The sequence below is a fragment of the Winogradskyella haliclonae genome (assembly GCF_014635865.1).
Taxonomy (GTDB): Bacteria; Bacteroidota; Bacteroidia; order Flavobacteriales; family Flavobacteriaceae; genus Winogradskyella; species Winogradskyella haliclonae.
The window spans coordinates 317,941-344,444 of sequence record NZ_BMDQ01000002.1 but is presented as its reverse complement, the minus strand read 5'-3'; the positions used below and the strand labels follow the sequence as shown (position 1 = coordinate 344,444).

Below are 26,504 nucleotides of genomic sequence, written 5' to 3'. Positions count from 1 at the left end.
TTAGTTATTGTTCTCTGTTAGTTTTAATTCACAGATTTCATAATTTCCATTTCTATAACCTGTAATTAGAATTTTGTTTTCTAGTGGATGCCAATTAGGCAAAGTATCACCATCTTCATTATGTGTTATTCTTTTTTTATTATTACCATCAATATTCATTATATAAATTTCAGGCCTTGATTCATCCATAGAAGTGACGTAAACGATTTTAGTATCATCGGCGGACCATGATGGGCAAAAATTGTTTTTAGGCCAATTTGTAAGTCTTATTTCTTTATCAGTTTTTATGTTTATACGATAAATTTCATCGTCCTTATTTTCTGTATCTTTTCTCGAAAAATAAACTAACTCTTTTCCGTCTTTTGACCATTTAGGATAATAGTTTCGATTATTGTTTTTTGTGACTTTTTTTTCTAGTTTCCCTTTCTTATCTAGTATTACAATATTGCTTTTATCATCTGATTCCTTTAAGCTGACAGCTATTTTTTTTCCGTTAGGAGAAAATGCGGCAAATAGAAATTCTTTATTGATAAAGGGTTTAATAATCCGCTCTTTTTTACTTTTTACTTTAATTATCCTTAGCTCTTTAGCACCATCTTTTGAAGATTCAAAAAGAACTATTTTTCCATTCGGATGCCAAGTAGGTCTTCTGTTTATTCTATGGTTTATTGTCAATTTCTCAACATTTTCTCCATTAGAATCCATTAGAAAAATTTGCCAATCTCCATCTCTATTCGACTCAAAAACTATACGCTGTCCATTTGATGAATATGAAGCATATCTGTCATCAAACTCATTTTCTGTTAAGCAAGTTTCTATTGATTTATCATTTTGCCCCATTAGAGTAAAACAAATTAATATACTAACACATGTTGATACTGCCTTCATCTTATTTTTTAAAAGTCTTAATAAACTTGTCAGTTAATCCATTATTAATTAAATAGTTTGACAAGCCTTCACTTTTTACTCCTATTTCTGAATGATGTAACAATGTAAAACCATGTGGACCAATACTGTTAATGGTGGCTGGGAATTTTTTTAAATAAGTGATAACATTATCTGTTAGTCCCAACATAGCCAAAGTAAAAATGTCTGCTCGTGCTCCACTTTCAATAAGAAAGTTAGCTATATCTATATTACCCACATGACTTGCAGCTCCTAATGCAGATTCAAAATCACCATCTCCCCAATCTACAGTTGAATTTACTATATGAGGAAATTCGTTTACGAACTTTTTTACCAGAGCTAAATCTGAATGTGCGTAATAGACAAAGTCTCTGGTTTTTTCAATGTCTAAAGGGTTTTTTACAAATTCAGCAGTTAGCGAATTCTTTGCCTTGCATGACGATAGTACTGCAATACTACAACCAAAAAGCATTGATTTTTCGACAAATTTTCTTCTATTCATAGGACTGTTTATATATAATTAAGATTAATCTAAACTGTTCAACTTCCAAATCTTAACTGTGTTTTCTGGATAATCCCCGCAGTTACGAGAATTCCTTTAGAGTAAGAGACACTTGCAACCCAACCACGATGACCTAGAATCACAGTTTTTAACTGCCCTTTTATGTTCAAAATTTTTATTGTTTTGTCTGCGCCACATAAATAAAATATTTATCATTCTTGATAAATTCAATTTCAGACACCATGCTGCTTTCATCACCTATATGAGCATCAATTACTTTAATTATAGTTCCATTAAAGCCAAAAACAGTTATTTTTCCATCTCTATGACCAGCTAGTATGATTTTATGTTTTTCAATAAAAAGCTAATGACAGAATATGTTATTAAAACTGGAAAACACAACTTTGAAAGTATTAAGTTAGAGTCTTTAACTGCTGAAATATTTTTTTTGATTTAAAGTTGAAGTTTTATGATTTTAAATGCCATAATATTGATTTGTGTCGTTTATATCCTGATTTGATTTTTCCCAGATATGATATTAAAAAAAATAATTTGCTTTTCTTTATATTATATTCTGATGTTAAAAATGGCACCAATAAAAGTTATAATAATTGATGATGAACATTTAGCAAGAAAACGTTTAGCAAATTTGATAGATGAAGTTTCTGAATTTAAATTGTTATCTCAATGCTCTAATGGTGAGCAAGCTATTAAAGAAATAGAAGATTTAAAGCCGGATCTAATCTTTCTAGATATTGAAATGAAGGATATGACTGGATTTGATGTTTTAGAAAAATTGACAATGGAAATACTTCCAACTATAATCTTTGTTACTGCATATGATAATTATGCTATTAAGGCTTTTGATAGTTTTGCTTTTGATTACTTGTTAAAACCTTTCAAAGATCAAAGATTTTTTGAATCAGTTTCTAAAGTCATTGAGCAAATTAGATTAAAGAAGAGGCAATCTAGTGATAACTTAATTCAGTTATTGGCTACAATAGAACAACGGGAGAATAAGCTTAAAGATACTCACGCACTGCAATCAATTCCAATTAAATTAGGAAACAAAATTTCTTTTTTAAAAATAAAAGATATTAAATACATAACTGCATCTGGTTATTATGCTGAGATTTACTCAGAAGAAAAAAAGCATCTTATTAGAAGATCATTAGCCAATTTAATTTTAGAGATTAATAATGATAACTTTATAAGAATTCATAGATCTACGATAATCAATTTAGAATATATGTATGAAATTATAAACTCTAGTTTTGGAGAAATGGATGTTAAGATGAAAGATGGAAAATTATTTAGGATTAGTAAGAGTTATAAAAAAGACTTCTCAAAGAAATTGAATATCTAGTTATCAATGAAAAAATATATTGAGTTTAGATTAGTTAAAATACTTGCTGTTTTTTACGGGTTTATTGTGCTTTTATCTTTTTCTAAAAGAATATTTATGCTATATAAAAAAGGCCTTTTTGACAATATTGATTGGGGCGTTTTAATATTTGGGCAAACAATTTTTGATTGGATTTCTGTAGTGATTTACATGGTGGTTGTAGCAATCATTACAAAAAAAATGTTTTCTGCATCTTTAAAATACCAGTACATTATTTTAATTCATATAGTTTTAGGTTTTTTTATGAGCTGGTACCTGTTCGTTGCAGTAGGATTTATGCAATTATTAGCAGGAACAATTACTTTTGAAGTAATTATGCAGCATGTATTCTCTTTTGAGAATTATATAACTATAGTTGATGTAAATTTAATTACCTATTTCTTTATGGCAGGAATAATTTACATCTACTATTATGTGAAAAAATTAAGAGAAACTGAACTTCAAAAAAGTAAATTAGAGAATCAGTTGGTAACAACAAAAATGCAAATTTTAAAAGCCCAGCTTCAGCCTCATTTTTTATTTAATACTTTAAATTCTATTTCATCGCTTATTAAATCAAACCCAGATGAAGCTCAAAATACGTTGGTTGATTTGAGTGAGCTTTTGAGGGAAGTTCTATATTTTAAAGAGATTAATCTTATTCCTTTTACAACAGAAATTTCACTCTTAAAAAGGTATATAAATATAATGTTAACTCGTTTTTCGGATCATCTATCAATTGAATTTGATATTTCTCATGAACTAAAAGACTCTCTGGTTCCAAGTATGTTATTGCAGCCAATTGTAGAAAACTCCATAAAACATGGATATTCAAAGCAAATTAAGAATTTAAGAATTCAACTAAAAGCATACAAACTTGATGATAAATTAATTGTTGAAGTATTTAATAATGGCAAGCCAATTGAAAAGCCATTAAATGAAGGGCATGGCATTAAAAACACTAAAAATAGGTTGTATACATTATTTGGTGAAGACCATGAGTTTAGCTTCTTAAATTCAAATAATGAAAAGTTTAGTGTATTGACTAAAATAGTAATTCCTTTTGTAGAAAATACAGATAAGAAAACAATACCTGCAAAAATTTATTAGAATTATTTACAAGTTTATTTGATTCATATTTGCACCTATTTATATCTAATAATTGTTGGTTTACATCATGAAGCCTAATTATTCTAAGCTATAACCTTATCATTATATTAAATTATAAAGTTAATGGTATAGTTATGACTAAATATTTGTTGTTTATTATATTGTTTCTATGCTTGTTTTCATGCAAACAACTAGATGTCAAGCCAGAAAATCATATTAGAACACAAAAAGTTAATGCTCATATAAAGATATTAGCTTCAGACGATTTTTTAGGAAGAAAACCTGGAACTTTAGGAGAGAAAAAAACTACAGAATATATAAAATCTCAGTTAGAGGAATTAAATGTTAGTCCTGGATATGGTGATAGTTATTTTCAGGATTTTACAATAAAAAAAGTTAAGTATTTAGATTGTAGCGACCTCAAGCTGTCTATTGGTGACGAAAATAATCTATACAAATTTAAGAAAGAGTTTTATGCAAGTACATCATTTAAGTTAAATGAAGATGTAGAAATTGAAAATGCGGAAATGGTTTTCGCAGGTTTCGGAATTGTAGCACCTAATAATAATTGGGATGATTATAAAGATGCAGATGTTAAAGGTAAAGTTGTGGTAGTTCTCAATAATGATCCTGGATTTTATATGGATAACCCTAACCTTTTCAGAGGTAAACAACCAACATTCTATGGTAGTTTAAAGTATAAAAAGAAAGAGGCTTTTAATAAGGGTGCAATTGGTTTGTTAATTGTTCATGATGAGTTGATTGGTTTTGACACATTTAATAGTCAAAAAGATGCACCTCTTTTTGTTGAAGGAGAAGAAGAGTTAGCTTCTGATGGTTTGCAGTTTTCAGGATATATTACTACATCCATAATGAAAGATTTGATGCCGAACTCTGATTATGAGAAAAATGCCTTAGATGAAAATTTTCAGATTTCCTCCTTAAACTCAAAGGTTTCTTTATCTCTTAAATCAACAGCTACTGATTTTATTAAAACAAAGAATGTTATTGGTTTTATAGAAGGCTCAGAAAGACCAAATGAATATGTTTTATACACAGCCCATTGGGATCATATAGGAACAAGAGACGCAAGTTTAGGCAAAGACTCAATATATAATGGGGCAGTTGACAATGCTTCAGGAACAGCCATGCAGCTAGAAGTCGCTAATGCATTTAAGAAATTAAATAATAGACCAAAAAGGTCAATAGTATTTTTATTTACATCTGCTGAAGAAATGGGGCTTTTAGGTGCAGAATATTATGCAAATCATCCGGTTTATCCATTAAATAAAACAGTCTGTGTCATTAATGCTGATGCAAGTTTTACTGTAGAGCGAATGAAAACGGTAATTAATGTTATTGAAGGCTTTACTGAAATGGATACGTTGGTAAATATAGCTGCTTCAAAATTAGGAAGAGAGATTTATAAAGGAAATGGTGAAATGCCTCCGAATAATGTTTTTAAGCGATCAGACCATTATCCATTCGTTAAAAAAGGTGTTCCTGCAGTTTGGAATATTGGCAATTTTAATCCAATGAACGGTGATGAAACAGAAACAGAAAAAATAGGTCAGTTTGTAAGATTGCATTACCATAAGGTTACAGATGAATATTATGAAGGGTTCAATTCAGCTAATATTGTGTTTGATGCACAACTTAATTTTCTAACTGGTCTTGAAGTGGCAAATTCACAACTTTGGCCCAATTGGATACCTAGTTCTGAGTATAAGGCTATTAGATATAAAAGCATAATATATAATTAAAAACTGATTTATGAAAAAAGTAATACTTCTTGTGTCATTCATGATAATGCATTTAAATATTGAAGCGCAAATAGATACTATAGCTACGAAAACAATTGAGGGCACAGTGAATAAAATGCTTGAGCTTATATCTGGTGATATTGATGAACCAAGAGATTGGGATAACTATAGAAACTTGTTCTTACCGACAGCTCAAAAATATGTTTTATACCCTAATACAAAGAATCCCAATAACAGAACTCGTGCAATGAATATAGAAGAGTTTGTTAGAGTAGTAGGACCATCATATAGAAAAAACGGCTTTAAAGAAATAGAAATTGGATTAACAATTAATGAGTTCAATGGAATTGCAAATGCCTTTCAATGCTATTATGCTAAAAACTTAAAAGGGACATATGAAAAAAGAGGAATTAATAGTTATCAACTCGTTTTTATTAGTAACAGATGGTGGATTGCTAGTACAACTTGGTCAAATGAAACACCAGAAAATCAAATCCCTAATAAATTTTTAGATAAAGAGTATCAAGCAGAAGACTAATTTTATATATAAATAGTAATATGAAATACATTAAAATCATAACTATAATTCTAATTTGTAATAGTGTTCAACTAAAGGCACAATTAATAGAAACAAAATATTCAAATGACACTAAAAGTGTTCAAAACCTTTTAGATTCATATTACGATTGTATTTCTGGACCAATAGAAGCGAAGAGAGATTTTGATAGACTTAGAAATATGTTTCATCCAACAGCCAAGTTTGCTTATAGTTATTGGAATGAAGATCAAACAAAAGCTTCAGTATTAGTTTTTAAAACAATAGACGAATACTTAAGCAAACTCAATTATATGGATAAGAAAGGATTTTATGAAGAAGAAATTTCTAATTCACAAAATCAATTTGGTTCTGTAATACAAGTTTTTAGCTCTTATAAATATTATTCTGAGGACAATAGTATTAAGCCAGGTAGGGGAATTACGAGTTATGAAATATTTTTTGACGGGGAACGATACTGGTTTATATCAATGTTTTGGATGGCCGAAAATGAAAAATATAAAATACCTGAAATCTATTTAAAGGGCTAAGCTATATGTTATATATGAAAGCTTTTTTTTGGAATAAAGAAGAGAAACGAATTAGAGCTCCTTTTAGGATTTTTATTCTAATATTAATAGCTGCAGTTTTTGCAAATATTCTTTCATTAGTATTTGATAATTTAAATGAATTATTAGAGAAATCATTACTGAATTTTCTAATAATGGCTGCAATATTATTTTCTATATATATAGTTGGTACTTATGTAGATAAGAGAAGGTGGGTTGACTTTGGAATTACTTTACTACCAATTAAGTCTTTCTTTTTTGGAGCATGTTTAGGAGCCTTTCTAGTTACCCTTATTTTTGTTGTGATGTACTTGCTTGGTTGGTTAGAGATAAGTGATTTAAAATATAATAAGCTTTCTACTTATCCATTTGTATTAGCTTTTACAGGTCAAATTTTCAGATACTTATGCGGTAGTGTTTTTGAAGAAGCTTTTAGTAGAGGCTATTTGTTAATAAATATTGCTGAAGGATTAAAAGGAAAATTAAGTAGTTCTAAAGCTGTTTTTATCTCATATATAATTACATCTTCTATTTTTGGAATTCTTCATATTGGGAATGATAATTCTTCATTATTGTCTACTATTAATCTAATATTATTAGGCTTGCTTTTTGGTTGGTTAGTTGTTAAAACTGGAAAATTGAATTTTGCGATTGGTCTGCATGCATTTTGGAATATATTTCAGAATAATGTTTTTGGATCTGCAAATAGTGGTAAAGAATCTATAGTAACAATATTGACTTTTGAAAATTCAGGGAATGAGTTATGGACAGGAGGTAGTTTTGGAGTTGAAGGTGGCTTACTAACTACAGTAGCTATATCTCTTACATTATTTATTATGATGCGTTCTGAAATTTTTGATAATAATAAGTTCAATCAAAAAATCTTAAAAATAAAATAAAGTCTAACAATTATATAAAAGTATTAGTCCTATTAGTTATAATGCTTATCAATTTTGTTATTCGCAGAACTTGGATAGAAAACCTCTATTTGGTGTAGCATACAGTAAATCATTCCCTGAAGTTATTAATTCCATGAGAATAAAGGACATTACAAATAAGCTTAAAGACCCCAATTTGGCAAATGTAAAAGTGGAAGAACTTGCTTTTGATGTTGGATTTAATTCAACCTCTTCTTTTTACGTAGCTTTTAAAAAGATAGTAAAGATTACACCAAGAGAGTTTCAGAGAAAGATGCTTCATGATATGTTGTAATGAGGATAGTTTTTAAAAGTTTAACAGCAATACTATTAATAGTTTTGTGATTTAATATAGATTATGGAGAATATAAAAATTGAATATTAAAACTCTTTTTTTATCCTTACTTATATATGATTCACTATTAATGTCGACTAAGAAAACTCATTAAAATTAAGACCCCTTTTACTGATAAATCTATTACTAGAAATATAAAATTAGTGTAATCTATAAACCCAATAATTTCTTCTCAAAACTCTATGATTTAAAATTAGATTTTTTTCAAAAAGGAAAATACTTATGCATATACAATGACATTACAGATGCCTACTGCATATTGGAAAAAGACAGTGATGAATTTCCAAATAAATGACTGCGATTGTTAAAACTTTTAGACATTAAATAACAAACTATAATCACAATATATATTGTACTGAATTTGAACCTCATAAAATATCAAGCTAATTAAATTACTTTCTGTATCGGAAGTAACTAGTACAAGCTTCATTAAACCACGCTGATATAAACTACTTAAAAAGTAATCACATAAATTTACGTTTAAGAACGTAGTTTTTTAATGTATTTCATTACTTTTTCAAACATAACAGTATCATTAAAGATTTATATATACAGTAGATTAATACTGAAAGATGCTCTTTCGATAATTTTTCATAAACATTTAAAGTGATAATGTTATTAAATGTTTAGCTCAAACTTTTGTAGTTCATCGATGTTAACAAAAATTAACGTCCTGATTTGTCAAATCAATAGTTAACTAACTTTTTCGCTAAATGAATCATTCTATATTTATTCTAAATTTCCCCAGGGATTATATATAAAAATCAAAATATCATGAAAATTATAATGGTTATGGCTATTATGTGTTTGTATAACAATAATATTTATTCTCAACACACTGTTACTATTAAAAAAGGAAGTGGACAAAACTTTACAATGTTTCAAATTAGCGGTGACACTACAAAATATAGGTTTAAATCAAAGATTGCTAAGTATAAAGAACAATATAAAGAGGCAGCAAATCTATTGATTAAAGCCATAGATAAAGGAGAGTTTGAAGATAAAGAGATAAGCTTAGCTTATTATGAGATAGCTTGCTATTTTTCTATGTTCAAGATTAAGGATAAAGCTGTAAAATATTTGAAAGAGTCTATAAATAATGGATGGTCAGACATGAGTAAATTAGAGTTTGATGAAAAGCTTTCCTTTATTAAAGATTCTGATGAGTGGACAAAGCTTATAAGCCCTTTATTAGTTCTTTACTATAAAGAGCATAACAAAGAATTAGCAAAATTGTATAGCGAAGATCAGCAAGTACGTCTAAACGGCCAATACAATAATTTGAAAGTGATTGTACAAGATTCAATTCGTCGATTTAAAGTTATGAAATTTATAGAAAATGATAAACTAAAATCTGGATATGATTATTACAAAGCAGCCATGATAATGCATCATGGTTCAAAAACAGAAGATTATAAAATAGCACATAAACTAGCCCAGAAGTCATTGAAGTTTGATTCAACTCATGAAATGGCACCTTGGTTATGTGCAGCAACTAAAGATAGGCTTTTGTTAAGCCAAGATAAGCCACAGTGGTATGGTACACAAGGAATATCTGTAACGATGAATCATAAAATTATGTTAGACCCTAAGCTTATAGATACTACTGCTGTTTCAACTTTAGAACGAAGAAGACTGAATGCCCCTACAATAGAGAAGTTGAGAGAATATATTAATAATTTCAAATCAGAATAGTTTATTTTCTGTTATTTAAATGATTAAATAGAATCATTAAGAATTATAAAATTTAATATATAGTATATAAATGTTTAGAGGGTTTTGTAATTAGAGTTGATTTAATAAGAATTAAAGAGGTAAATTAATTAAGTGTAGTCATAGCTACAGTTTTTTATTTAAAGTCAAAATTATAGTAAATTTAATTATGTATGACATAGATAGAAATATTGTCCTTTTGGGAATTTTTTCAGGCATCGCCGTTACTACGAACTTTTTTATAGCTGTCTATCTAATTCTTATTAAAAAGAGAGATAAATATGAGAATACTTTATTAGGATTGTTGTTTATAGCTATAGGGTTAAGAATTATTAAGTCTATTATCCATTTTATTTTTATTGATGTTTTTTCTTTAGGTCTTTCCTTTGGGTTTTTAGGTCTTAGTTGTGCTGGACCATTGTTATATGTATATATGTGTAGAATGGTAAATAAGAAAATAGAGTTTTATTTTAAAACATGGATGCATTTCATTATCCCTGTAATTGGTACTATTACATGTTTATTTGTTGACTTTAAGTATGTGGTAATGCTTTATAAAACAGCAACTTTTATCTTCTTAGCTTATTTATTAGCCTCGCTATTTATACATATTAGAAATACATATCATGAGACAAATATCAAACTTTGGAATAGTCGTTTACTATTGGTAATAAGTGTAATTTGGTTTTCCTTTTTGATACAACATATAACACCTTTTATTTTACAATACGCACTATGGACTGGATTAGCATCATTGTCCATTTATTATATTTTTTTTGCAGCACTAAAATCCCCGATAATCTTTAAAAAAAATACTGACTTAGTGCCTTTAAGTATATTGAAAAAAGTTAAAAAAGCCTTTGAAGAAGAAAAGTTATATATGGAAAAATCTATAACACTAACTAAATTTTCAATTGACAGTAAAATACCAATATATTTAGTTACACAATCAGTAAAGCAGCTTTATGGTAAAAGGTTTCCAGAAGTAGTAAATCATTTTAGAATTGAAGATGTAAAAACTATGTTGCTAAACAATAGGAATCGCAAAGAAATTAAGGTTGAAGCTCTTGCTTATGAGGTTGGCTTTAATTCACCTTCTGCATTTTATGTTGCATTTAAGAAGGAAACAGGAATGAGTCCTAGAGATTATCAAGATAAACATTTTCAAGTGAAAAGTAATTTAACATCTGCTTAGTTAATCTAATTACCAGTTTAAGTAATTGAATCGATTGTAATTATAGAGTTCTAATATTCTGTAATCTATGAATTCCCAAACAAACATTATATAAGCATATTTTTATTTAGAATCTTCTGTAATACTAATGACTATCTAATATTGAATAAACATAAGCAAACTTGTATTATGTTGCTAACGGTTATGATGAAGAAAGTTTTAATAGTGAATTAAGTTAATGATATACTAAAAACAAAGTTTTCATATCCTGATTTTCGAAATAAAGATACTTGACTATTTAATGAGCTTTACTTTTAGCGAAAATAAAATCACTACTTAAATTATGAGCAAAATCAAAATCTTATGCATCTTAATACTGTTGTTATTTTTTAAAATAGGAAATGCACAATTTCATACCTTAAAAATTCCACAGTTAAGCAATGAAGTAAAAGAACAACAACGGCTTGGAGTAACAGACATTATAATTTCGTATTGTAGCCCTACAGTAAATAACAGAGATGTTTGGAACGACACAAATGTTATACCTCAAGAAGGAGAGCCTATACCATGGAGAGCAGGTGCTAATATGAATACAACTATTGAGTTTTCAACTGATGTAATCATTGAAGGCATGGCATTGAAAAAAGGTAAGTATGGTTTTCATATTATACCAAAAAGTAATAATGTCTATACTTTACTTTTTGCTCATAATAATAACTTATGGGGTAGTTATTATTTGGATATTGATAAGGATATAACTTTAAGCATTGATGTGAATTCCGAAGAGAGTCCGTTCTCAGAGAAATTAGATTATGAGTTTTTTGATTGGAAAGCAAACTCAGTCACCATAGGCTTGGAATGGGCAGATAGGAGGATTCCCTTCGAAGTAAAAGTAGACATCAACAAAACAGTTGTTGAAAGTTTTAGAAGTGAGTTGAGAGGAATAAATACATATCATTGGCAAGCATGGAATGACGCAGCCACATGGTGCTTAAATCACAACACTAATATAGAAGAGGCATTACAATGGGCAGAAAGGTCTATTAATGGTGGTTATGGTGGTTTTGCTGCTAATAAGAATTTTTCAAATTTAAATACTAAAGCTAGGCTTTTAAAAAGATTAAAAAAGGATAAAGATTTTAAAGCAGTGGTAAATGATATTGAATCCATTTATTCTTCTCCTGGAGAAGCATTTCAATTTGGTAGAGAGCTACTTAATTTCAAAGAATACGAATCAGCATTAGACTTTGCTATAAAGGCAAGAAAGAAGTTTTCAGACACATGGTTTTTAGCTATTAATGAAGGATTGGCTAGATATTTCCTTGGAAACACTGAAGAGGCTATTAGTATTATTGAGGAAGTTATCTCAAAGGCACCTCAGCATTATCATAATCGTTTTAATACAGTTGTGAAGGAGATGAAAGCTGGTATTTATAAAATCCCTAATTAATTGAAGTTTTAATAAAAATTAAACTGATTAATAAAAAGAATAAAATAGTTAGAGAAATAATTAAACAATGAGTACTGAAAATACAGGAAATAAAAAGCTGGTTAAAGCTTACCTAAATGCACAAATAAATCATGATTTTTCAGGATGTAGATCTTTACTTGATGACGATTTTCACTTTAAAGGACCAATAGAAGAGCATTTTGGAGCTGACAATTTTATGTTGTCTTTTGAGAAGTTCATTATGATTATTAAAAGTATAGAGATTGAGCAACTCATTGAAGAAAGGGATGACGTTTTAGCACTATATAATTTTACTACAGACATACCTACTGTAGAGAATACAAGAACAGCAGAAGTTTTTACTATTAGAGGAAATAAAATTATAAAATCCAGATTGTTTTTTGATACGCCAGAATGGAGAGAAGTAATTGAAAAAATGATGAACATTTAATAAATATTCAATAAGAAATTTTGTTTGCTAGATATTGTTTAATATTTGTCTTAAGACTTTTAAATTTTACAGCTTGTATTAAAATTATTGAAAGTTTGTCTACAGGTTATTTACTCTTTGCAAGAGAAAAATAAATGAAAAATTATATGATAAGCATTTTGATTGCAATTTTTATTTCTGCTTGTAATCAAAATAAAGACTTCTATACGGTATTAGAAATCAATAAGTCTTTGGATAAAGATAAGGAGATGATAATGAATACCTTTAACGATATTGTGATTTGTTGGAACAATGAGGATATTGAGTGTTATATGAAAGCATATTCAACAAAAGATACCGTACAAATGATATCTAAGAATGGAGTCACATTTGGATATGAAAACATTTTAAGACAATTTAAAAAATCTTTCCCTAAGAGAGATATGGGGAAATTATCATTTGAAAATTATCATTATAGAAAATTAGCCGAAGACTTATTCTTTGTGACTGGTAAATTTAATTTGACTTTTAAAGATTCAAAAGAACCGTTTTCTAATTGGTTTTCTGTTATAATGAAGAGATATAATAATAAATATCTTATAATAACAGACCATTCATGAAGCATAAAAGCAATATGTTTTTAGAGCAAATAAAAAATGCATATTTAATGAAGTTTAATTTAAAAGTTAGAGTGATTAAGGGTATATCAATTTGCACTGTATCTATCTTATTTATTTGTTGTGCGATAATTGATAATCATTCGGTCGATGTCGATTATAATGGCCGTTTATCTAGCAACAATAAGTACTTAGAAGCTCATAAACAAAACTTTGATACAATTAAGTTACAAAGCTTAGTTTCAAAAATTGATAATGGTTATTTTGGAGATGTTCATAGTATAATTATTTCAAGAAAAAATGAAGTTGTTTTAGAGAAATACTTTCGAGGATATGATAGAGATAGATTGCATTGTATATACTCTATAACCAAAAGTGTGACATCTGCACTCATAGGTATTGCTATAGATAGTAATGATATCAATGACTTGGATGAAGAACTATTAGATTTTTTTCCTGAGTATTCACAAATAGAAAATTTAAGCAATGAAAAGGAAAATATAACATTAGAAAATATTTTAACAATGAGTTCTGGATTTGAATGGAATGAATGGACATATCCATATGACAACCCAAATAATTCTGCTACAATTCTTTGGGAGAGTAATGATATGATAAAGTATATGCTCAATTTGCCATTATCGCATAATCCAGGTACACACTTTACTTATAATAGTGGTTGTAGTATTCTGCTGTCTGGAATTATAAAGAATAAAACGGGTTTATCTGCTGAGCAGTATGCTGCAAATAATCTATTTTCTAAAGTCGGAATTGAAGAATGGAATTGGCTTAGAGGTGACGATGGACTTACATGGACATCTGGAGAGCTATTTTTAAGACCGATAGATATGCTAAAATTTGGAGAACTATATCTAAATAATGGGCATTGGAATGACCTTCAAATTATTTCTGAAGATTGGATTGAAACTTCTACTTCAAGCCAAATTAGAATTACAGATAATAATAACTATGGCTACCATTGGTGGAGATATTCAGAGAATCATTATGTGTATAATACATTAGGAACAAAAGATATTTACTATGCTATTGGACACGCAGGGCAATACATTTGGGTCATTCCACATTTAGATATGGTTATCGTAACAACTGCAGGTAATGAGGCTGTAACTAGAAAATCAGAATCAATGCTTTGGGGAGATATCTTGCCTTCCATTTTAAATTAAAATTATAAAATTCAACAACTATATATCATGAAAATTAAATGCACACTATTCATAGCTTTAGTATTAACAACTTTTTGTTTTTCTCAAAATCAAGAAGAGGATAGAAAACATATTGACGAGATAATAATGAAACTTTATAAATCTATTTCTTTTACTAAAACTAAAAGTCCTGATTATAAAACACTTAAGGCAATTCATTATCATGAAGCAATAGTGGGAGCTGTAGATACGACTCAAATAAAGATGTTCAAAGAAGCAGATTTCACCAATAAGAATAAAGAGAACTTCAAGAAGTATAATGTAAAATCATTTGTTGAAAAAGAGTTGAGTCACATTACACATGTTTATGGTGGAGTTGCAGTTCGTTTTAGTCCATATGAATTTACTATAAAAGCTGGAGATAAACAACAAACCATTAGAGGAGTAAACACTTTTCAGTTGATTAAAGATCCTAAAAAAGGGTGGCTTATTTATTCTACTATCTTTAGTGATACTACATCTTATCCAGATATACCTGAAGCATACCTCAAAATGTAAAATTAGAGTAATGAATCTTAAAAATCAATTAATAAAAAAGTTAAAAACTGTATGATTAAAAATAAATTCCCTTTAGTTCTTTTAATGATTTTTTTTTCAAACCTAATTTTTTCTCAAACCAAGTTATGGTTAGATAAAGAAGTTGATTTAAAGCTCTTAGAAATGAGAAAAGACTCATTTAACATGACAAAAAACGGTAAGATAGTTGGGTATTGGATTTGGGAAACAGAGGTAAATGAAAAAGAAATCATTTTGAAAGACATATCAGTTTTGTTTAACATAATTCAAGAAGAGTTTGTGTTGAAAATGGACAAAAAAAATCTGGTTTCAAAAATGGTTGATATGAAAATGAAAGGAAGTAATTTCTCATTAGATGTAGCTATTCAACGTAAGAGTAGTTTAGATTTGAAAGGGAATTTCTCAATTAATAATGGAAATTTGACAGAAAAGAAGATAGATACGACTTATACTTCTAGAGTAATTTTACGGCCAGAAATTTTTGGATTAATACATACTATAACTGACCCAACAAAGTTAGATGAAAAAATAAATACTTTTTTTCTAAGTTCAGCCTTAGCGTATGAAATGAAACTAATGTACGCAGGGGATGAAGTGGTTACTGTACCAGCAGGAACTTTTGATTGTCATAAAGTAACCTTCAGAAGTGGAATTAAGAATGTAGTATCTAATATAATTTATATAAGCAAACAATTCCCTAAGCGAATAGTAAAGGTCGAAGTTGTTGATCAACCACTAATTATTGAATTGGTTAAACTATGATTTTAAATTCGCTGTAATCTAAACAAGTTTAATGGTGTTTAGTAAGATAATTTAATGTTAATTCTAATGTACTTGATTAATAGACACATAGATAAGTGCCAAAGTAAATCATAACTAGTCCCATTGTGTTGGAAATACCATGTGCTATAATTGGAATGAAGAGGCTCTTATTAATCTAACAAATACTATTAAATTATGGCATTTAAAACTTCTAAAACCAGCCAGAAATCTCCTGCTCTGTATGTCTCCAGCAAAAAAGAGCACTAGATAATATAATTGCCAAAATCCAGCCAGCTTTAGTATTGTTATATAAGGCTGCTATCCGATTCATTAAAAAAACAGCTAAAACTTATTTCTTCACCAATTGCTCCTAAAACCCAAGATATAGTTAGGTAAATGAAAAAAAACTATCATTATTTTTTGAAAATATGAATATCAACATAAAAACTAGTAGCCATTTAGGCTATATAATAGATTGATTTTAATTAACAAAATCAAGATGTTGTTATTTAGGTATATTTCAAAATTATGAATGAGGTTCTAGTAGGAATAAATACTATTATATATTTTAATCTATTTTGATTTTTAATGTACCAATTTTGTCTCTTTGGGCTTTAAAGTACTATTAATAATAATAAATTACTTTCTGTATTGGTAAATAGGATAAAATAATAGACAAGACTCAACATCTTAAAATTAAGCTATTTAACTATTAGAATAAGGTTTTAGAATTAGTTCATAAATTAAGAAAAAACAATAGCGCATAAATTTTATTTTAATCACAGGTTAAAAATATTAGTGTTCCATTTTCAAAAATATCTAGTATAGTATTTAATCTATTCAATATTTAAAATCATTTTTTTGAGTAGTTCTGATAGTGTTCCATTTTCAAAAATATCTAGTATAGTATTTAATCTATTCAATATTTAAAATCATTTTTTTGAGTAGTTCTGATAGTGTTTTTTTTTCATCATTACTTAAATAGTCTATGGATTTATTAGCTTCATTAAAACGTAGCTCAACAGCTTCATCTATTAGTTTTATACCTTTTTCAGTAAGTATAGCACGTTTTACACGTTTATCCTTTTCATCCGTTTCTCTATAAATGAGGTCTAGTTTAGTCAGTCGTTCTAGTAAAGAGGTCATAGCACCTGAGGTTATTAAAACAGATTCCATTAGCTCTTTTGGTGTAAGCTGATAGGGGTTGCCTGAACGTCGTAAAGTTGCTAAAACATCAAAATCAGTATAGTATAAATCAATGTTTTTTAACACTAAACCAGCACGTTTTTCGAGAGTTTTACCCAATTTTAAGATTCGTCCTACTACAGACATAGCCGAGACATCAAGGTCTGAACGTTCTTTTTGCCAGTCTAAAACTAGAGAATCGATAATATCATTTTTATTCATAGAACAAAATTTTCTTTCAAAAATATAAAAATATCTTGATATAAAGATAAATTTTATATATTTGCAAAGTATCTTGATATAAAGATATTTTTAAAAACAATAAAGCATGAAAAATTATTTATCATTATTAGTTCTTATGTTTCTTTTGAATGCATGTAATTCTCAAGAAAAAAATGAAATCTATCAGTCAAGCAGGATAGAAGGCGATTTAAATTATGAAGCCACTGTATTGCCAGAAGATACAAGTCAGCTCTACATTGGTGAAGGTGATTTAAATAGCGATACAGTTCTCATTATTGCAGAAAGTGGGCCAAAAGCTCAATTAACATTTGATTGGCGTGCTAAAGAGATTTGGTCAAGACTACCAAATTATTTTAACTATTACAGAGCACACATTCATCAAGCGACTACATTAAATAATGGTATATATGATTGGAAGTATGACTTTACCGAAGATATGGCTCAAGTTGAGATAGATAATGGTACAGAGATTCTAGCAAGAACCATTAAGCATTTTAAAGAAAAGAATAAAAAGGTAATCGTAATAGGTACGTTTTGGAGTGCATTTGTCATACAAGATTATATAGCCAAATATGGAAACAATGCTGATAAATACTTAATCAGTGCTGGTAGATTAGATATTAATGAAGAGCATTATAAATATCATTTGAAAGGATTTCAAGCCACCTTTACTAATGACGGTAAAACACCAATTGCACCAGATACTTTAAATGCACCTGATCCTTTGAAGCAGGAGCGATACTCAAGAATAGTAAAGGTAACCCAGACTATGAAAGGTGTAATGAAAAGGCAACGATTTACTGAGAAACTTGCTGGTAAAGACTTATCAAACGTAGTATATGCCTATGCTACAAATGATACTTATTCAGGCGCGTTAACAGATAAAGAATTAGCGTTTTTAAAGTCTAAAAGTGCTTCTGTATATAGTAATGATAAAGGTCATTTTGGTGTAGATGCATTTCTTTTAGAGCTTTTAACAAATGAAACAGTTAAATTATAATGAAACAATTTGTATCAAAGCAACCCCTAAATTGATATCGGTTATTTAAACAATCATTAAATCAAAAAAATGAAAGCAATAATAAAAAATCATCTAGTCTTAACAGGAATTATAATCTTTTTAAGTTCTTGTAATACTCAAGAAAAGAACCCTGTTATACTGTCTGCAAAAGCAGAAAAAGAACTCAATTACCTACCCACAGTATTGCCTAAAGACACTACTAATCTTTGGATTGGCGAAGGCGATATGAATAGTGATACTGCCTTTATTGTAATTGAAGGTGGACCACATAACAAGATTTATTTTCAAACAAATGGTATAGATATTTGGTCAGCTCTACCAGATTATTACAACTATTACAGGGTGCATCTTCATCAAGTAAACGGCCTCAACCCTTCAATATACAACTGGAAACACGAGTTTACTCATGATATGGGAGAATTAGAAGTTAATAATGAGACAGAAGCTTTGGCTAGAACTATAAACTACTTTAAGAGTCGCAATAAGAAAGTTATTTTAGCTGGCACTTCTTGGGGAGCAATTTTAATCCCATATTATCTAACAAAATATGGAAATAATGTAGATAAAATAATAATAAGTGCTGGAAGACTAGATTCAGACCCTATGCAAGTGAAGTATTTTTTAAAAGGGTATAATTCTAAATTTTTACACGATGGTAAGACGATGATATTTCCTGATACAACAAGAGTGCGTAATCCAAATAGAGGAGAATATTATCATAAAATATCTAGAGTAAAGCAGTTTATGAAAGCTGCTCTTGGTAAATATAAGTTCACTGAAGAACTAGCTGACATGGATTTGTCAAACGTGGTTTATGCTTATGCTACGAACGACCCACAAATTGGAGCATTGACACAAAAAGAGCTAGATTTTTTAAAGTCAAAAAATGTACCTGTTTATACTTCAGACCAAGGTCACGCTGGTCCTGATAGAGTTATAATACAAATGGTTAAAGAAGGTAAAATTAAACTTTAAGATTACTAATAAAAAATATAAAGTATTAATAGGTATGTTAACTTTAATTTACTCTTTGTGTTTTAACACTAATTCTCTATATAGTTTTACTTTATATCCAATCTGAATTTCTAATTTTTTAGTGCTTCAAAGTTATACCACTAGATTCTATAGGTTCTTTCTTTAATATTGGCCTTTATATTTTCTTTGCTGGCATTGAGGTTTCTTTAAAAACCCAATTACAACCGATAATACGATTTTTCTCTCTTTTGAATTTTAATTCCAAATCAAAATATTTGCAGAAGAATGCATCTTCACCAAAATTTTCAATACGTGCTGGAGCGTCTCCATGAGAACTAACGTATAAATGATTTTTAAATTCAAAAATTTCAAACTGAAAATCATTCGTTTTGTATTTACCTACATATTTCTTCAACTCTTTTATTGGTAAGTCCTTGACCTTATGCAGAGTTGGTTGATAGTATTCCCTATCTAATAGTATTCGCTGAAATGCGGAGACAATTGTTTCTCTTGCGGCATTGTTATAATTACCTAATATAATAATAGTTACATCATCTTCATTAAATTGATAGTATCCCCCTCTAAATCCTGTTGTCCTTCCATTATGATTGTAAGCGGTAGTAGTTTTTCCTTTCAAAATATTGAATCCTAAACCCCAATTATATCCACCTTTATTTTTTACGACCGGTGTTAGTGCTAGTTTCCAGCTTTTTTCAGAAAGAATCTTACTTTTCCCTATTTGTCTGCAAAACTTTAAAAGATCTTCGGTAGTGGAATACATAGCCCCAACAGCATCTGAGTAGCCGTGAGATTGTAAATAGCCCATTACAATTGAATAATTGCCATCACGATTAGAGCCATTATTATAACCATCTGCCAAACCTTTTGGGGGCATTAAAGTATACTCTATTCCCGTTTGTTTTAGTCCCATAGGTTCCAATACATATTTGGTAACATAGGATTTATAATCCATTCCACTTACTTTTTCAAGAATGGCGTGTAATAGCACATAACCTCCATTAGAATATGTAGACTTTGACCCTGGACTATACAATAAGGAATCTACATAGGTCATACGCACCTGTTCACTTAATGGGTAATTTTTGGTTTTATCAGGAAAGTCGATATCTCTTTTAAGTCCCGATGTGTGCGAAAGCAAATTCCTTATTTTGATTTGTGCTCCAAAAGGATAATTAGGAAGGTATTTGTCCACAGGGTCGTCTAGATTTATTCTCTCTTTTTCTACTTGTTGTAGAATACATATAGCTGTGAAGCTTTTTGTAATAGAACCAATGCGATATTTAATTTGTGGTCCATTTGGAATATCGAATCGTTCACTTGCCATTCCATAACCTTTGTGAAATTTGATATCTCCTTTTTCTGCTACTAGCACAGTCCCTCTAAACTCACCGATATTTTCTATAGCCTTCATATAGCTATCTGCCTTCTCTACGAATTCTTCGAAATTAAAATCTTTTTGCTCCTGAGCAACTATTAAAAACATTCCCAATAAGTAAATGCATACGGAAAAAATGGTCTTTTTCATATTGTAAATTTTTGATTGAATAAAAGTCCAAAGAACCTATTTTTGAATCTATGAATCGACTCATTTTACATTTTGACCCCTCTTTTCTTATAATTTTCAACAAATTCTTGCGGAGTACAATTATTGAATTTTTTAAAAGCTCGATTGAAGGAAGCTTTTGAGTTGAAACCACATTCCATAGCCAAACTCAAGAGGGTTCTCGATTGTAAATCGTAAAATGCTAGTTGTTCTTCAAATTCCTTTACTCGGTATTTGTTTATAAAATCCCGAAAAGAATATCCAAGAGTAGAATTAATAATAGCTGAAACTTTATTAGGATGTAAATCAATCATATGAGCAAAAGATGAAAGACTAAGATTTGGGTCTAAATATAATTTCCCTTCTTGCATTGTTGTTTTAATACTGGAAGCCAAAGATTTCATTTCTTTACTTTCCTTTGTTTTTTGAATACACTTACCTGTATTAGGGGGTGCTACTTTCTCATAGGTTTGGTCATTTATTTTGAATCCAAAAAAACCAATCCCATATGTTAATATCGCAAAATAGATGTAAAAAACATAAAATCCAGATGGAGGAAATCCAAAATCATAATACATTATATCTACAATAGTGTACGGTACCCAGATAATCCATAATAAAGCAAAACAAAGTAGAATGTTTCGGATTTTGTTAGAGGCATAAAATACACCTCCAACTTTAAGTAACTTGTAGCTTTTATAAAGATAGATGCCCATAATTGTGAGTCCTATTATATGTTCTACGTTAAAAACATTTCGAGTCCAAATATATTCGAAGCGACTCAGTTTTGACACCTGCCACTCATTTAGCCACATAATGATTGTAAAAGAATTAAAATAGAGCTGTTCTAATAACAAAAAACCGATAAAGATTTTTAACAAAGTTTTAGATATAGATTTTCCTATGAGAGATCGCAAATATGCATAAAAAATAGGTCCGAGCCCCCAAAGAAATAATAATGGCAGAAATTGTAATTTGGGTATTTGATATTGAAAGCCAATGTCATATTTTAAAACCCAGAGAAGATAAAAAGCCAGGAAAAGTACAGTTAGTCCTAAAAAAGCATGAGTACCTCTTAATCTACTTTTCCAACAAAGGAAAATACTAAATACAAACCCCTGAAGCATACCAAAGCTTATGAGGATATTAAATATATTGAAATTATATTCCATAAATACTATATACAAAAGTATGGAATTGTCATAGCTACTGTAAACTAATTAGCAATTTTATTAGATATGTACTTGCAACAAAAAACAGACAAAAAGAAGAGATGTTATGCTACTAATTTTTAACTCTTTTAGATTCTTAAAGTATCTATTGAGGTTTTAAATAATATAGTTATCTATCTAACCAGTTTTTAAAATCTAAAGAACGACTATTGGATGTATATAATTTGTTTATCTCTATATTGAATTCTATTTCTAATCTATTTTTTATATAACTTCTATACTTTTTTACAAAGTTTATATTAATAATTTCACTTCTATTTATTCTAAAAAAAGTATTTGAATCTAAGAGTAGCTCAAAGTTCTTCAATTAGTTCTTAAGGTTTAGTTTTACTTAGATAATAAAATTTCAAAACATAATAGTAGTTAAGCGTTTTTGGTTAAATTTAAGTCTAGTGAAGCTAATAAGGGGAATAAGGATTGCGTTATATGAATTTTAATCGCTATAAGAGAGTACAGAAATGTGCTCTTTTTTGTAACATTATTATAATCATTGCGTCATATAGTAAAATTGCAAATCATGGAATCTAATTATTACGAAGTATCAATGCGAAGAGACAACCAATTGTTGGTTGTAACACACTTATGCCAACTACTTACTTGTTTTACAGGCTTTGGTGGCTTAATTGTGCCTTTAATTTTGTGGGCGACTCAAAAGGATAGAGTACAAGGTATGGATGCTCATGGTAAAGCAATTATTAATTTTCAGTTAAGCGTCATTGTTTACTGTATTATTAGTGTACCTCTCATATTACTGTTTGGTATAGGAATTTTAATATTAATATTTGTTGGTTTATTCTCATTAATATTTCCAATAATAAACGCTATAAAAGCTAGCAATGGAGAACCACCTAGCTACCCATTATCTCTTAATTTTGTTAGTTAGTTATTTTATTACAGAGATGCAAAAAAGGCTCACCAATTGGTGAGCCTTTTTCATTTATGTTCTAAGCTTTTTAATTATTAAGCATGACAGGCATAACAAGCATTGTAACATGTTCACCTTCGTCTAAACCATCTGTTGGAGTTAAAATACCAGCACGATTAGGTAAGCTCATTTCTAATTGTACATTATCTGCATTAAGATTGTTAATCATTTCGGTTAAGAAACGAGAGTTAAAACCTATTTGCATATCATCGCCTTGGTAATCGCAACTTAAGCGCTCTTCGGCTTTATTACTGTAATCAATATCTTCTGCAGAAATATTTAATTCTGCACCAGCGATTTTTAAACGAATCTGATGTGTTGTTTTATTTGAGAATATACTAACACGACGTACTGAGTTTAAAAATTGTGTACGGTCTATAACGAGTTTATTAGGATTCTCTTTAGGAATCACAGCTTCATAATTAGGATATTTACCATCTATTAAACGACATACCAATTCAGAATTGTTAAATGTAAATTTTGCATTAGAGTCATTATATTCTATAGTTACGGCTTCTTCACTACCTGCCAAAATACCTTTTAAAAGATTTAAAGGTTTTTTGGGCATAATAAACTCTGCAACAGCATCAGCAGAAACATCTTCGCGCGTATATTTTACTAGTTTGTGAGCGTCTGTGGCCACAAAGGTTAAGTTATCTTGCGAAAACTGAAAGAATACACCACTCATAACAGGTCTTAAATCATCATTACCAGCAGCAAAAATTGTTTTACTAATCGCAGTTGCTAAGATATCACCTTCCAGACTTGTTGTACTTGGATTATCTAAAGCCACAGCTTTTGGAAATTCAGCACCATCAGCATAAGCTAGTGCATATTTACCATGATTAGAGCTAATTTCAACAGTATTATTATCTTCAACAACGAACGTTAAGGGTTGTTCAGGAAATGTTTTTAATGTATCTAATAACAGACGAGCTGGTAGTGCAATACTACCTTCAGAGTCACTCTCTACGTCTACCTTAGACGACATTGTTGTTTCTAAATCACTAGCAGAAACCGTAAGACTTGATTGCTTTAATTCAAATAGAAAATTATCTAAAATGGGTAAGGTGTTACTACTGTTAATTACACCGCCTAAAACTTGAAGCTGTTTTAGTAAATATGTACTTGATACTATAAATTTCATCTGTATGCTTTCGATTTTTAACGAATCATTAATCCTTACAAATATATCTTAATCACTTGTCTTTATGAAACAAACTTATTAACAAAAAGTTGTTCTAGAAATCGCAAAATTATCCTTAAAACAAGACGGTTATTTGTTGTATTTACGTTTTCTGAAATAGCTAAAAATAAACCCAAAAACGCCTAATAGTAATAATGGCAAAGCAATATTGATAAACTGCCACGTACTTTTTTGCTTTTCGACTTTATCAGAATCTAAAAATGCAATGTCTACTGATTTTGTTCTAATGTTTATAAGTCCAGTATCGTCTAAAAGGTAATTGACGGCATTGAGTAAAAATTCTTTATTGCCAAACGTTCGTCCAGTAATACGTTCAAAACCTAATTGAAGTGACCTACCTCTTTGCACCTCGTTCTTAATAACATCTCCGTCAGAGATAATAATCATTTTTGCGGGTTGTCCATTGTCTTGAAAGTTTTCTACATCAAATGGTAAGACTCTATTCTTGTATACAGAATTAAATTCACCTTCAAGTAAGACAGCTAATGTCTGTTTACCTTGATTATAATTCTTCTCATCTGGTTGTTGCGTTACAGATGATAAAGAGATGGTTTTTAATGGCCCTTCTAATTTTGTACGTTCTGAGCTTTGCAATAGAATGGTCTTCTTTATGTCATTTTTTAAAGTATCTATCTGACTTGCAAAATCAAACTTTACTAAATCTATATTATCGCTTATGGGATGATTAGAATTAGAAGATGCCAAAGGCGAATACTGCCATTGCACAGGTTGAAATTGCGTATTTCTACCTTCGCCAATAGCTAATGGAATAGGAGCTGAATACAAGTCCTTAACTAAGTTTTGATTAATTCTTGCGCCATATTGAAAGAAAAAATCATTTAAGTTTAAATCTTTTGCAATACTTACTGATGAACCAGAATCATTGTACAAGCTATCGCGGTCCATAAAAACACCTTCTGTTAGCCATAAGCTTTTGCCGCCAGACATGGTGTATTGGTCTAAAACAAGTTTTTCGTTTTCTGTAAATGCTTCTGATGGCTTTGCAGAAATCAACAAATCGTATTGCTTTATCTGGTTTAGAGTAGTTTGTGGATTACTAGCCACAGAGTCTAATGTAAAAGGTGCTAAATTGTAATAAGGCTGAATTGTTTTTAAAAAATCTCTAACATATAAATCACCTAATTGCCCATTGCCAATTAATACAGCAATTGTTTTAGACTTTTCTTTTGTTAATTGGTCAAAGGCATCTGCAAAATTATATTCTAACTGCTGAATAGAATTTGTCATTTGTGTTTGCAAATCTTCAGTAACACTTTTCTTAAATAACGGAATCTTAATTGTACGTCCTTTATGGCTTGCAAAACCCCATGGGAATATGAGTTCTTGAGTAATTTTACCACTTACTTTTTTACTATTTACATAAGGTTCTAATCCAGTTTTTGTTAATTCTCGAATGATATTATCACGATTTGCTTCGTCTTCTAATGGGTCTATATAATTAACTTTTATTAGAGGATTTAAAGTCTGAAACTCTTCAATAAGTTGTTTGGTTTCAATTTGTAACAGCTTAAATTCTGATGGTAAGTTTCCTTCTAAAAAAATGTCTATAATTAAAGGTGTGTCTGCCAAATCAATAATAGATTTGGAGGTTTCAGATAGTGTATAGCGCTTATCTTTTGTCAAATCAAAACGCTTAAACATGCTATTGCCAATGATATTTAAAGCAATAATAGCGACAAGAACTGTCGCAATATGTATGATTTTTGACTTTCTATTCTTCATCAAAAGTTATAGGTTCTGTATAGGTTTTTAAACGTACGACTTTATTATTATTAAATATAATTTCGACATTACTCTTTTCTTCAGTAAATGCTCCAGGTTCTATACCTAAACCATAATTCCATTTATTGTCATCATGCATCTTTTTTGCATCATCCCATGATAACCATTCGGCTTTTCCTAAAAGCGTTTCAATTTCTGTTTTTGATTTTCCTTTAAGTGTGTCAGATTCAATAGTGAAATCTATCATTTCATATCGTAAAGCTGGTTTTTCTAGCCAAGCTTCAGCATCAAAATACTTTTGGTGATGGTAATTACTTACGATATTTATAAACGGATATAAGAGGTGAAAATAGGCTAAAGGCGTTAATACCAAACTAATTAAACCTGTTAACCATTTGCGTTTGTCTACAGTATTCAAAAACAGAAAAAGCAGTATAAAAACGACGAGCATAAATATGACTAAAAGCGGTGTTATAATCATAA

At 29.4% G+C, this 26,504-nt stretch carries 28 protein-coding genes; 19 read left to right on the top strand and 9 right to left on the bottom strand.

Features of this window, described 5'->3' with window-relative positions; genetic code table 11:
- Both IEV10_RS09645 and IEV10_RS09640 read right to left on the bottom strand, forming a co-directional pair.
- Positions 1-888 (bottom strand): TolB-like translocation protein, encoded by an 888-nt coding sequence (locus IEV10_RS09645; protein ID WP_188374511.1) that lies wholly within the window; start codon positions 886-888, stop codon positions 1-3.
- A gap of 1 nt (position 889) precedes the next feature.
- The gene (locus IEV10_RS09640) at positions 890-1,408 is read right to left on the bottom strand and encodes an ankyrin repeat domain-containing protein (protein WP_188374510.1); all 519 of its coding nucleotides are present in this window, start codon (positions 1,406-1,408) and stop codon (positions 890-892) included.
- Between the two features lie 586 nt (positions 1,409-1,994).
- On the opposite strand from IEV10_RS09640, the gene IEV10_RS09635 reads away from it, so the two are divergent.
- From IEV10_RS09635 to IEV10_RS09565, 15 genes are all read left to right on the top strand, one after another.
- A complete protein-coding gene (locus IEV10_RS09635) occupies positions 1,995-2,774 on the top strand; it encodes a LytR/AlgR family response regulator transcription factor (protein ID WP_229719680.1) in 780 nt (259 codons plus the stop codon).
- Between the two features lie 6 nt (positions 2,775-2,780).
- Positions 2,781-3,902 (top strand): sensor histidine kinase, encoded by a 1,122-nt coding sequence (locus tag IEV10_RS09630; RefSeq protein ID WP_188374509.1) that lies wholly within the window; start codon positions 2,781-2,783, stop codon positions 3,900-3,902.
- Between the two features lie 134 nt (positions 3,903-4,036).
- Complete coding sequence (locus IEV10_RS09625) at positions 4,037-5,665, top strand: M20/M25/M40 family metallo-hydrolase (protein ID WP_188374508.1); 1,629 nt, start codon at positions 4,037-4,039, stop codon at positions 5,663-5,665.
- 10 nt (positions 5,666-5,675) lie between these two features.
- Positions 5,676-6,203 carry a hypothetical protein gene (locus tag IEV10_RS09620; RefSeq protein WP_188374507.1) on the top strand — a complete coding sequence of 176 codons (528 nt, stop codon included), beginning with the start codon at positions 5,676-5,678 and terminating at the stop codon, positions 6,201-6,203.
- A 20-nt stretch (positions 6,204-6,223) separates the two neighbouring features.
- Positions 6,224-6,751, top strand: a complete 528-nt coding sequence (locus IEV10_RS09615) for a hypothetical protein (protein WP_188374506.1) — start codon at positions 6,224-6,226, stop codon at positions 6,749-6,751.
- Between the two features lie 14 nt (positions 6,752-6,765).
- On the top strand, positions 6,766-7,668 hold the full coding sequence (locus IEV10_RS09610; RefSeq protein ID WP_188374505.1) for a CPBP family intramembrane glutamic endopeptidase: 903 nt from the start codon (positions 6,766-6,768) through the stop codon (positions 7,666-7,668).
- A gap of 70 nt (positions 7,669-7,738) precedes the next feature.
- Positions 7,739-7,981: a helix-turn-helix domain-containing protein gene (locus IEV10_RS09605; protein WP_188374504.1), complete on the top strand. Its 243-nt coding sequence runs from the start codon at positions 7,739-7,741 to the stop codon at positions 7,979-7,981.
- Between the two features lie 834 nt (positions 7,982-8,815).
- Positions 8,816-9,736 (top strand): TPR end-of-group domain-containing protein, encoded by a 921-nt coding sequence (locus IEV10_RS09600; RefSeq protein WP_188374503.1) that lies wholly within the window; start codon positions 8,816-8,818, stop codon positions 9,734-9,736.
- Positions 9,737-9,923: 187 nt separating this feature from the next.
- Positions 9,924-10,949 carry a helix-turn-helix domain-containing protein gene (locus tag IEV10_RS09595; protein ID WP_188374502.1) on the top strand — a complete coding sequence of 342 codons (1,026 nt, stop codon included), beginning with the start codon at positions 9,924-9,926 and terminating at the stop codon, positions 10,947-10,949.
- A 322-nt stretch (positions 10,950-11,271) separates the two neighbouring features.
- Positions 11,272-12,378: a DUF2911 domain-containing protein gene (locus IEV10_RS09590; RefSeq protein ID WP_188374501.1), complete on the top strand. Its 1,107-nt coding sequence runs from the start codon at positions 11,272-11,274 to the stop codon at positions 12,376-12,378.
- 67 nt (positions 12,379-12,445) lie between these two features.
- Complete coding sequence (locus tag IEV10_RS09585; protein ID WP_188374500.1) at positions 12,446-12,829, top strand: nuclear transport factor 2 family protein; 384 nt, start codon at positions 12,446-12,448, stop codon at positions 12,827-12,829.
- 134 nt (positions 12,830-12,963) lie between these two features.
- Entirely contained in the window at positions 12,964-13,428 is a 465-nt protein-coding gene (locus IEV10_RS09580) for a hypothetical protein (RefSeq protein WP_188374499.1), read from the top strand.
- Positions 13,425-14,609 carry a serine hydrolase domain-containing protein gene (locus tag IEV10_RS09575; protein ID WP_188374498.1) on the top strand — a complete coding sequence of 395 codons (1,185 nt, stop codon included), beginning with the start codon at positions 13,425-13,427 and terminating at the stop codon, positions 14,607-14,609. Before IEV10_RS09580 ends, IEV10_RS09575 begins: the two co-directional genes overlap by 4 nt.
- Before the next feature lie 27 nt (positions 14,610-14,636).
- Positions 14,637-15,146 (top strand): hypothetical protein, encoded by a 510-nt coding sequence (locus IEV10_RS09570; protein ID WP_188374497.1) that lies wholly within the window; start codon positions 14,637-14,639, stop codon positions 15,144-15,146.
- A 162-nt stretch (positions 15,147-15,308) separates the two neighbouring features.
- A complete protein-coding gene (locus tag IEV10_RS09565) occupies positions 15,309-15,926 on the top strand; it encodes a DUF3108 domain-containing protein (protein WP_188374496.1) in 618 nt (205 codons plus the stop codon).
- A gap of 915 nt (positions 15,927-16,841) precedes the next feature.
- Here the strand turns inward: IEV10_RS09565 and IEV10_RS09560 are convergent.
- Complete coding sequence (locus tag IEV10_RS09560; RefSeq protein ID WP_188374495.1) at positions 16,842-17,333, bottom strand: MarR family winged helix-turn-helix transcriptional regulator; 492 nt, start codon at positions 17,331-17,333, stop codon at positions 16,842-16,844.
- A 106-nt stretch (positions 17,334-17,439) separates the two neighbouring features.
- Between IEV10_RS09560 and IEV10_RS09555 the strand changes: the two genes are divergently transcribed.
- Together IEV10_RS09555 and IEV10_RS09550 are read left to right on the top strand one after the other, a co-directional pair.
- On the top strand, positions 17,440-18,354 hold the full coding sequence (locus IEV10_RS09555; protein WP_188374494.1) for a hypothetical protein: 915 nt from the start codon (positions 17,440-17,442) through the stop codon (positions 18,352-18,354).
- Between the two features lie 69 nt (positions 18,355-18,423).
- Positions 18,424-19,350, top strand: coding sequence for an alpha/beta fold hydrolase (locus IEV10_RS09550; RefSeq protein WP_188374493.1), 927 nt, complete (start codon positions 18,424-18,426; stop codon positions 19,348-19,350).
- 175 nt (positions 19,351-19,525) lie between these two features.
- Here IEV10_RS09550 and IEV10_RS09545 read toward each other — a convergent pair whose 3' ends face one another.
- Together IEV10_RS09545 and IEV10_RS09540 are read right to left on the bottom strand one after the other, a co-directional pair.
- Positions 19,526-20,896 carry a serine hydrolase domain-containing protein gene (locus tag IEV10_RS09545; RefSeq protein ID WP_188374492.1) on the bottom strand — a complete coding sequence of 457 codons (1,371 nt, stop codon included), beginning with the start codon at positions 20,894-20,896 and terminating at the stop codon, positions 19,526-19,528.
- A 65-nt stretch (positions 20,897-20,961) separates the two neighbouring features.
- Positions 20,962-21,630 (bottom strand): helix-turn-helix domain-containing protein, encoded by a 669-nt coding sequence (locus IEV10_RS09540; protein ID WP_188374491.1) that lies wholly within the window; start codon positions 21,628-21,630, stop codon positions 20,962-20,964.
- Between the two features lie 242 nt (positions 21,631-21,872).
- Between IEV10_RS09540 and IEV10_RS09535 the strand changes: the two genes are divergently transcribed.
- Entirely contained in the window at positions 21,873-22,022 is a 150-nt protein-coding gene (locus tag IEV10_RS09535; protein ID WP_188374490.1) for a hypothetical protein, read from the top strand.
- Positions 22,023-22,255: 233 nt separating this feature from the next.
- Here IEV10_RS09535 and IEV10_RS14460 read toward each other — a convergent pair whose 3' ends face one another.
- On the bottom strand, positions 22,256-22,453 hold the full coding sequence (locus IEV10_RS14460) for a LytTR family transcriptional regulator DNA-binding domain-containing protein (RefSeq protein ID WP_188374489.1): 198 nt from the start codon (positions 22,451-22,453) through the stop codon (positions 22,256-22,258).
- A gap of 237 nt (positions 22,454-22,690) precedes the next feature.
- Here IEV10_RS14460 and IEV10_RS09525 point away from each other — a divergent pair, with 237 nt between their 5' ends.
- Positions 22,691-23,029 carry a DUF4870 domain-containing protein gene (locus tag IEV10_RS09525; RefSeq protein WP_188374666.1) on the top strand — a complete coding sequence of 113 codons (339 nt, stop codon included), beginning with the start codon at positions 22,691-22,693 and terminating at the stop codon, positions 23,027-23,029.
- 70 nt (positions 23,030-23,099) lie between these two features.
- On the opposite strand, the gene dnaN is transcribed toward IEV10_RS09525, so the two are convergent.
- The 3 genes from dnaN to IEV10_RS09510 form a co-directional block, all read right to left on the bottom strand.
- Positions 23,100-24,218 (bottom strand): DNA polymerase III subunit beta, encoded by a 1,119-nt coding sequence (dnaN, locus tag IEV10_RS09520; RefSeq protein ID WP_188374488.1) that lies wholly within the window; start codon positions 24,216-24,218, stop codon positions 23,100-23,102.
- A gap of 129 nt (positions 24,219-24,347) precedes the next feature.
- Positions 24,348-26,021 (bottom strand): gliding motility-associated ABC transporter substrate-binding protein GldG, encoded by a 1,674-nt coding sequence (gene gldG, locus IEV10_RS09515; RefSeq protein WP_188374487.1) that lies wholly within the window; start codon positions 26,019-26,021, stop codon positions 24,348-24,350.
- On the bottom strand, positions 26,011-26,502 hold the full coding sequence (locus tag IEV10_RS09510) for a hypothetical protein (protein WP_188374486.1): 492 nt from the start codon (positions 26,500-26,502) through the stop codon (positions 26,011-26,013). The genes gldG and IEV10_RS09510 overlap by 11 nt, the downstream gene beginning before the upstream one ends.
- Positions 26,503-26,504: the final 2 nt, after the last annotated feature.

Coding starts and splice junctions, on each gene's coding strand:
- IEV10_RS09645 (WP_188374511.1), bottom strand. CDS start 888: ATGAAGGCAGTATCAACATGTGTTAGTATATTAATTTGTTTTACTCTA.
- IEV10_RS09640 (WP_188374510.1), bottom strand. CDS start 1,408: ATGAATAGAAGAAAATTTGTCGAAAAATCAATGCTTTTTGGTTGTAGT.
- IEV10_RS09635 (WP_229719680.1), top strand. CDS start 1,995: ATGGCACCAATAAAAGTTATAATAATTGATGATGAACATTTAGCAAGA.
- IEV10_RS09630 (WP_188374509.1), top strand. CDS start 2,781: ATGAAAAAATATATTGAGTTTAGATTAGTTAAAATACTTGCTGTTTTT.
- IEV10_RS09625 (WP_188374508.1), top strand. CDS start 4,037: ATGACTAAATATTTGTTGTTTATTATATTGTTTCTATGCTTGTTTTCA.
- IEV10_RS09620 (WP_188374507.1), top strand. CDS start 5,676: ATGAAAAAAGTAATACTTCTTGTGTCATTCATGATAATGCATTTAAAT.
- IEV10_RS09615 (WP_188374506.1), top strand. CDS start 6,224: ATGAAATACATTAAAATCATAACTATAATTCTAATTTGTAATAGTGTT.
- IEV10_RS09610 (WP_188374505.1), top strand. CDS start 6,766: ATGAAAGCTTTTTTTTGGAATAAAGAAGAGAAACGAATTAGAGCTCCT.
- IEV10_RS09600 (WP_188374503.1), top strand. CDS start 8,816: ATGAAAATTATAATGGTTATGGCTATTATGTGTTTGTATAACAATAAT.
- IEV10_RS09595 (WP_188374502.1), top strand. CDS start 9,924: ATGTATGACATAGATAGAAATATTGTCCTTTTGGGAATTTTTTCAGGC.
- IEV10_RS09590 (WP_188374501.1), top strand. CDS start 11,272: ATGAGCAAAATCAAAATCTTATGCATCTTAATACTGTTGTTATTTTTT.
- IEV10_RS09585 (WP_188374500.1), top strand. CDS start 12,446: ATGAGTACTGAAAATACAGGAAATAAAAAGCTGGTTAAAGCTTACCTA.
- IEV10_RS09580 (WP_188374499.1), top strand. CDS start 12,964: ATGAAAAATTATATGATAAGCATTTTGATTGCAATTTTTATTTCTGCT.
- IEV10_RS09575 (WP_188374498.1), top strand. CDS start 13,425: ATGAAGCATAAAAGCAATATGTTTTTAGAGCAAATAAAAAATGCATAT.
- IEV10_RS09570 (WP_188374497.1), top strand. CDS start 14,637: ATGAAAATTAAATGCACACTATTCATAGCTTTAGTATTAACAACTTTT.
- IEV10_RS09565 (WP_188374496.1), top strand. CDS start 15,309: ATGAGAAAAGACTCATTTAACATGACAAAAAACGGTAAGATAGTTGGG.
- IEV10_RS09560 (WP_188374495.1), bottom strand. CDS start 17,333: ATGAATAAAAATGATATTATCGATTCTCTAGTTTTAGACTGGCAAAAA.
- IEV10_RS09555 (WP_188374494.1), top strand. CDS start 17,440: ATGAAAAATTATTTATCATTATTAGTTCTTATGTTTCTTTTGAATGCA.
- IEV10_RS09550 (WP_188374493.1), top strand. CDS start 18,424: ATGAAAGCAATAATAAAAAATCATCTAGTCTTAACAGGAATTATAATC.
- IEV10_RS09545 (WP_188374492.1), bottom strand. CDS start 20,896: ATGAAAAAGACCATTTTTTCCGTATGCATTTACTTATTGGGAATGTTT.
- IEV10_RS09540 (WP_188374491.1), bottom strand. CDS start 21,630: ATGGGCATCTATCTTTATAAAAGCTACAAGTTACTTAAAGTTGGAGGT.
- IEV10_RS09535 (WP_188374490.1), top strand. CDS start 21,873: ATGGCAGAAATTGTAATTTGGGTATTTGATATTGAAAGCCAATGTCAT.
- IEV10_RS09525 (WP_188374666.1), top strand. CDS start 22,691: ATGCGAAGAGACAACCAATTGTTGGTTGTAACACACTTATGCCAACTA.
- dnaN (WP_188374488.1), bottom strand. CDS start 24,218: ATGAAATTTATAGTATCAAGTACATATTTACTAAAACAGCTTCAAGTT.
- gldG (WP_188374487.1), bottom strand. CDS start 26,021: ATGAAGAATAGAAAGTCAAAAATCATACATATTGCGACAGTTCTTGTC.
- IEV10_RS09510 (WP_188374486.1), bottom strand. CDS start 26,502: ATGATTATAACACCGCTTTTAGTCATATTTATGCTCGTCGTTTTTATA.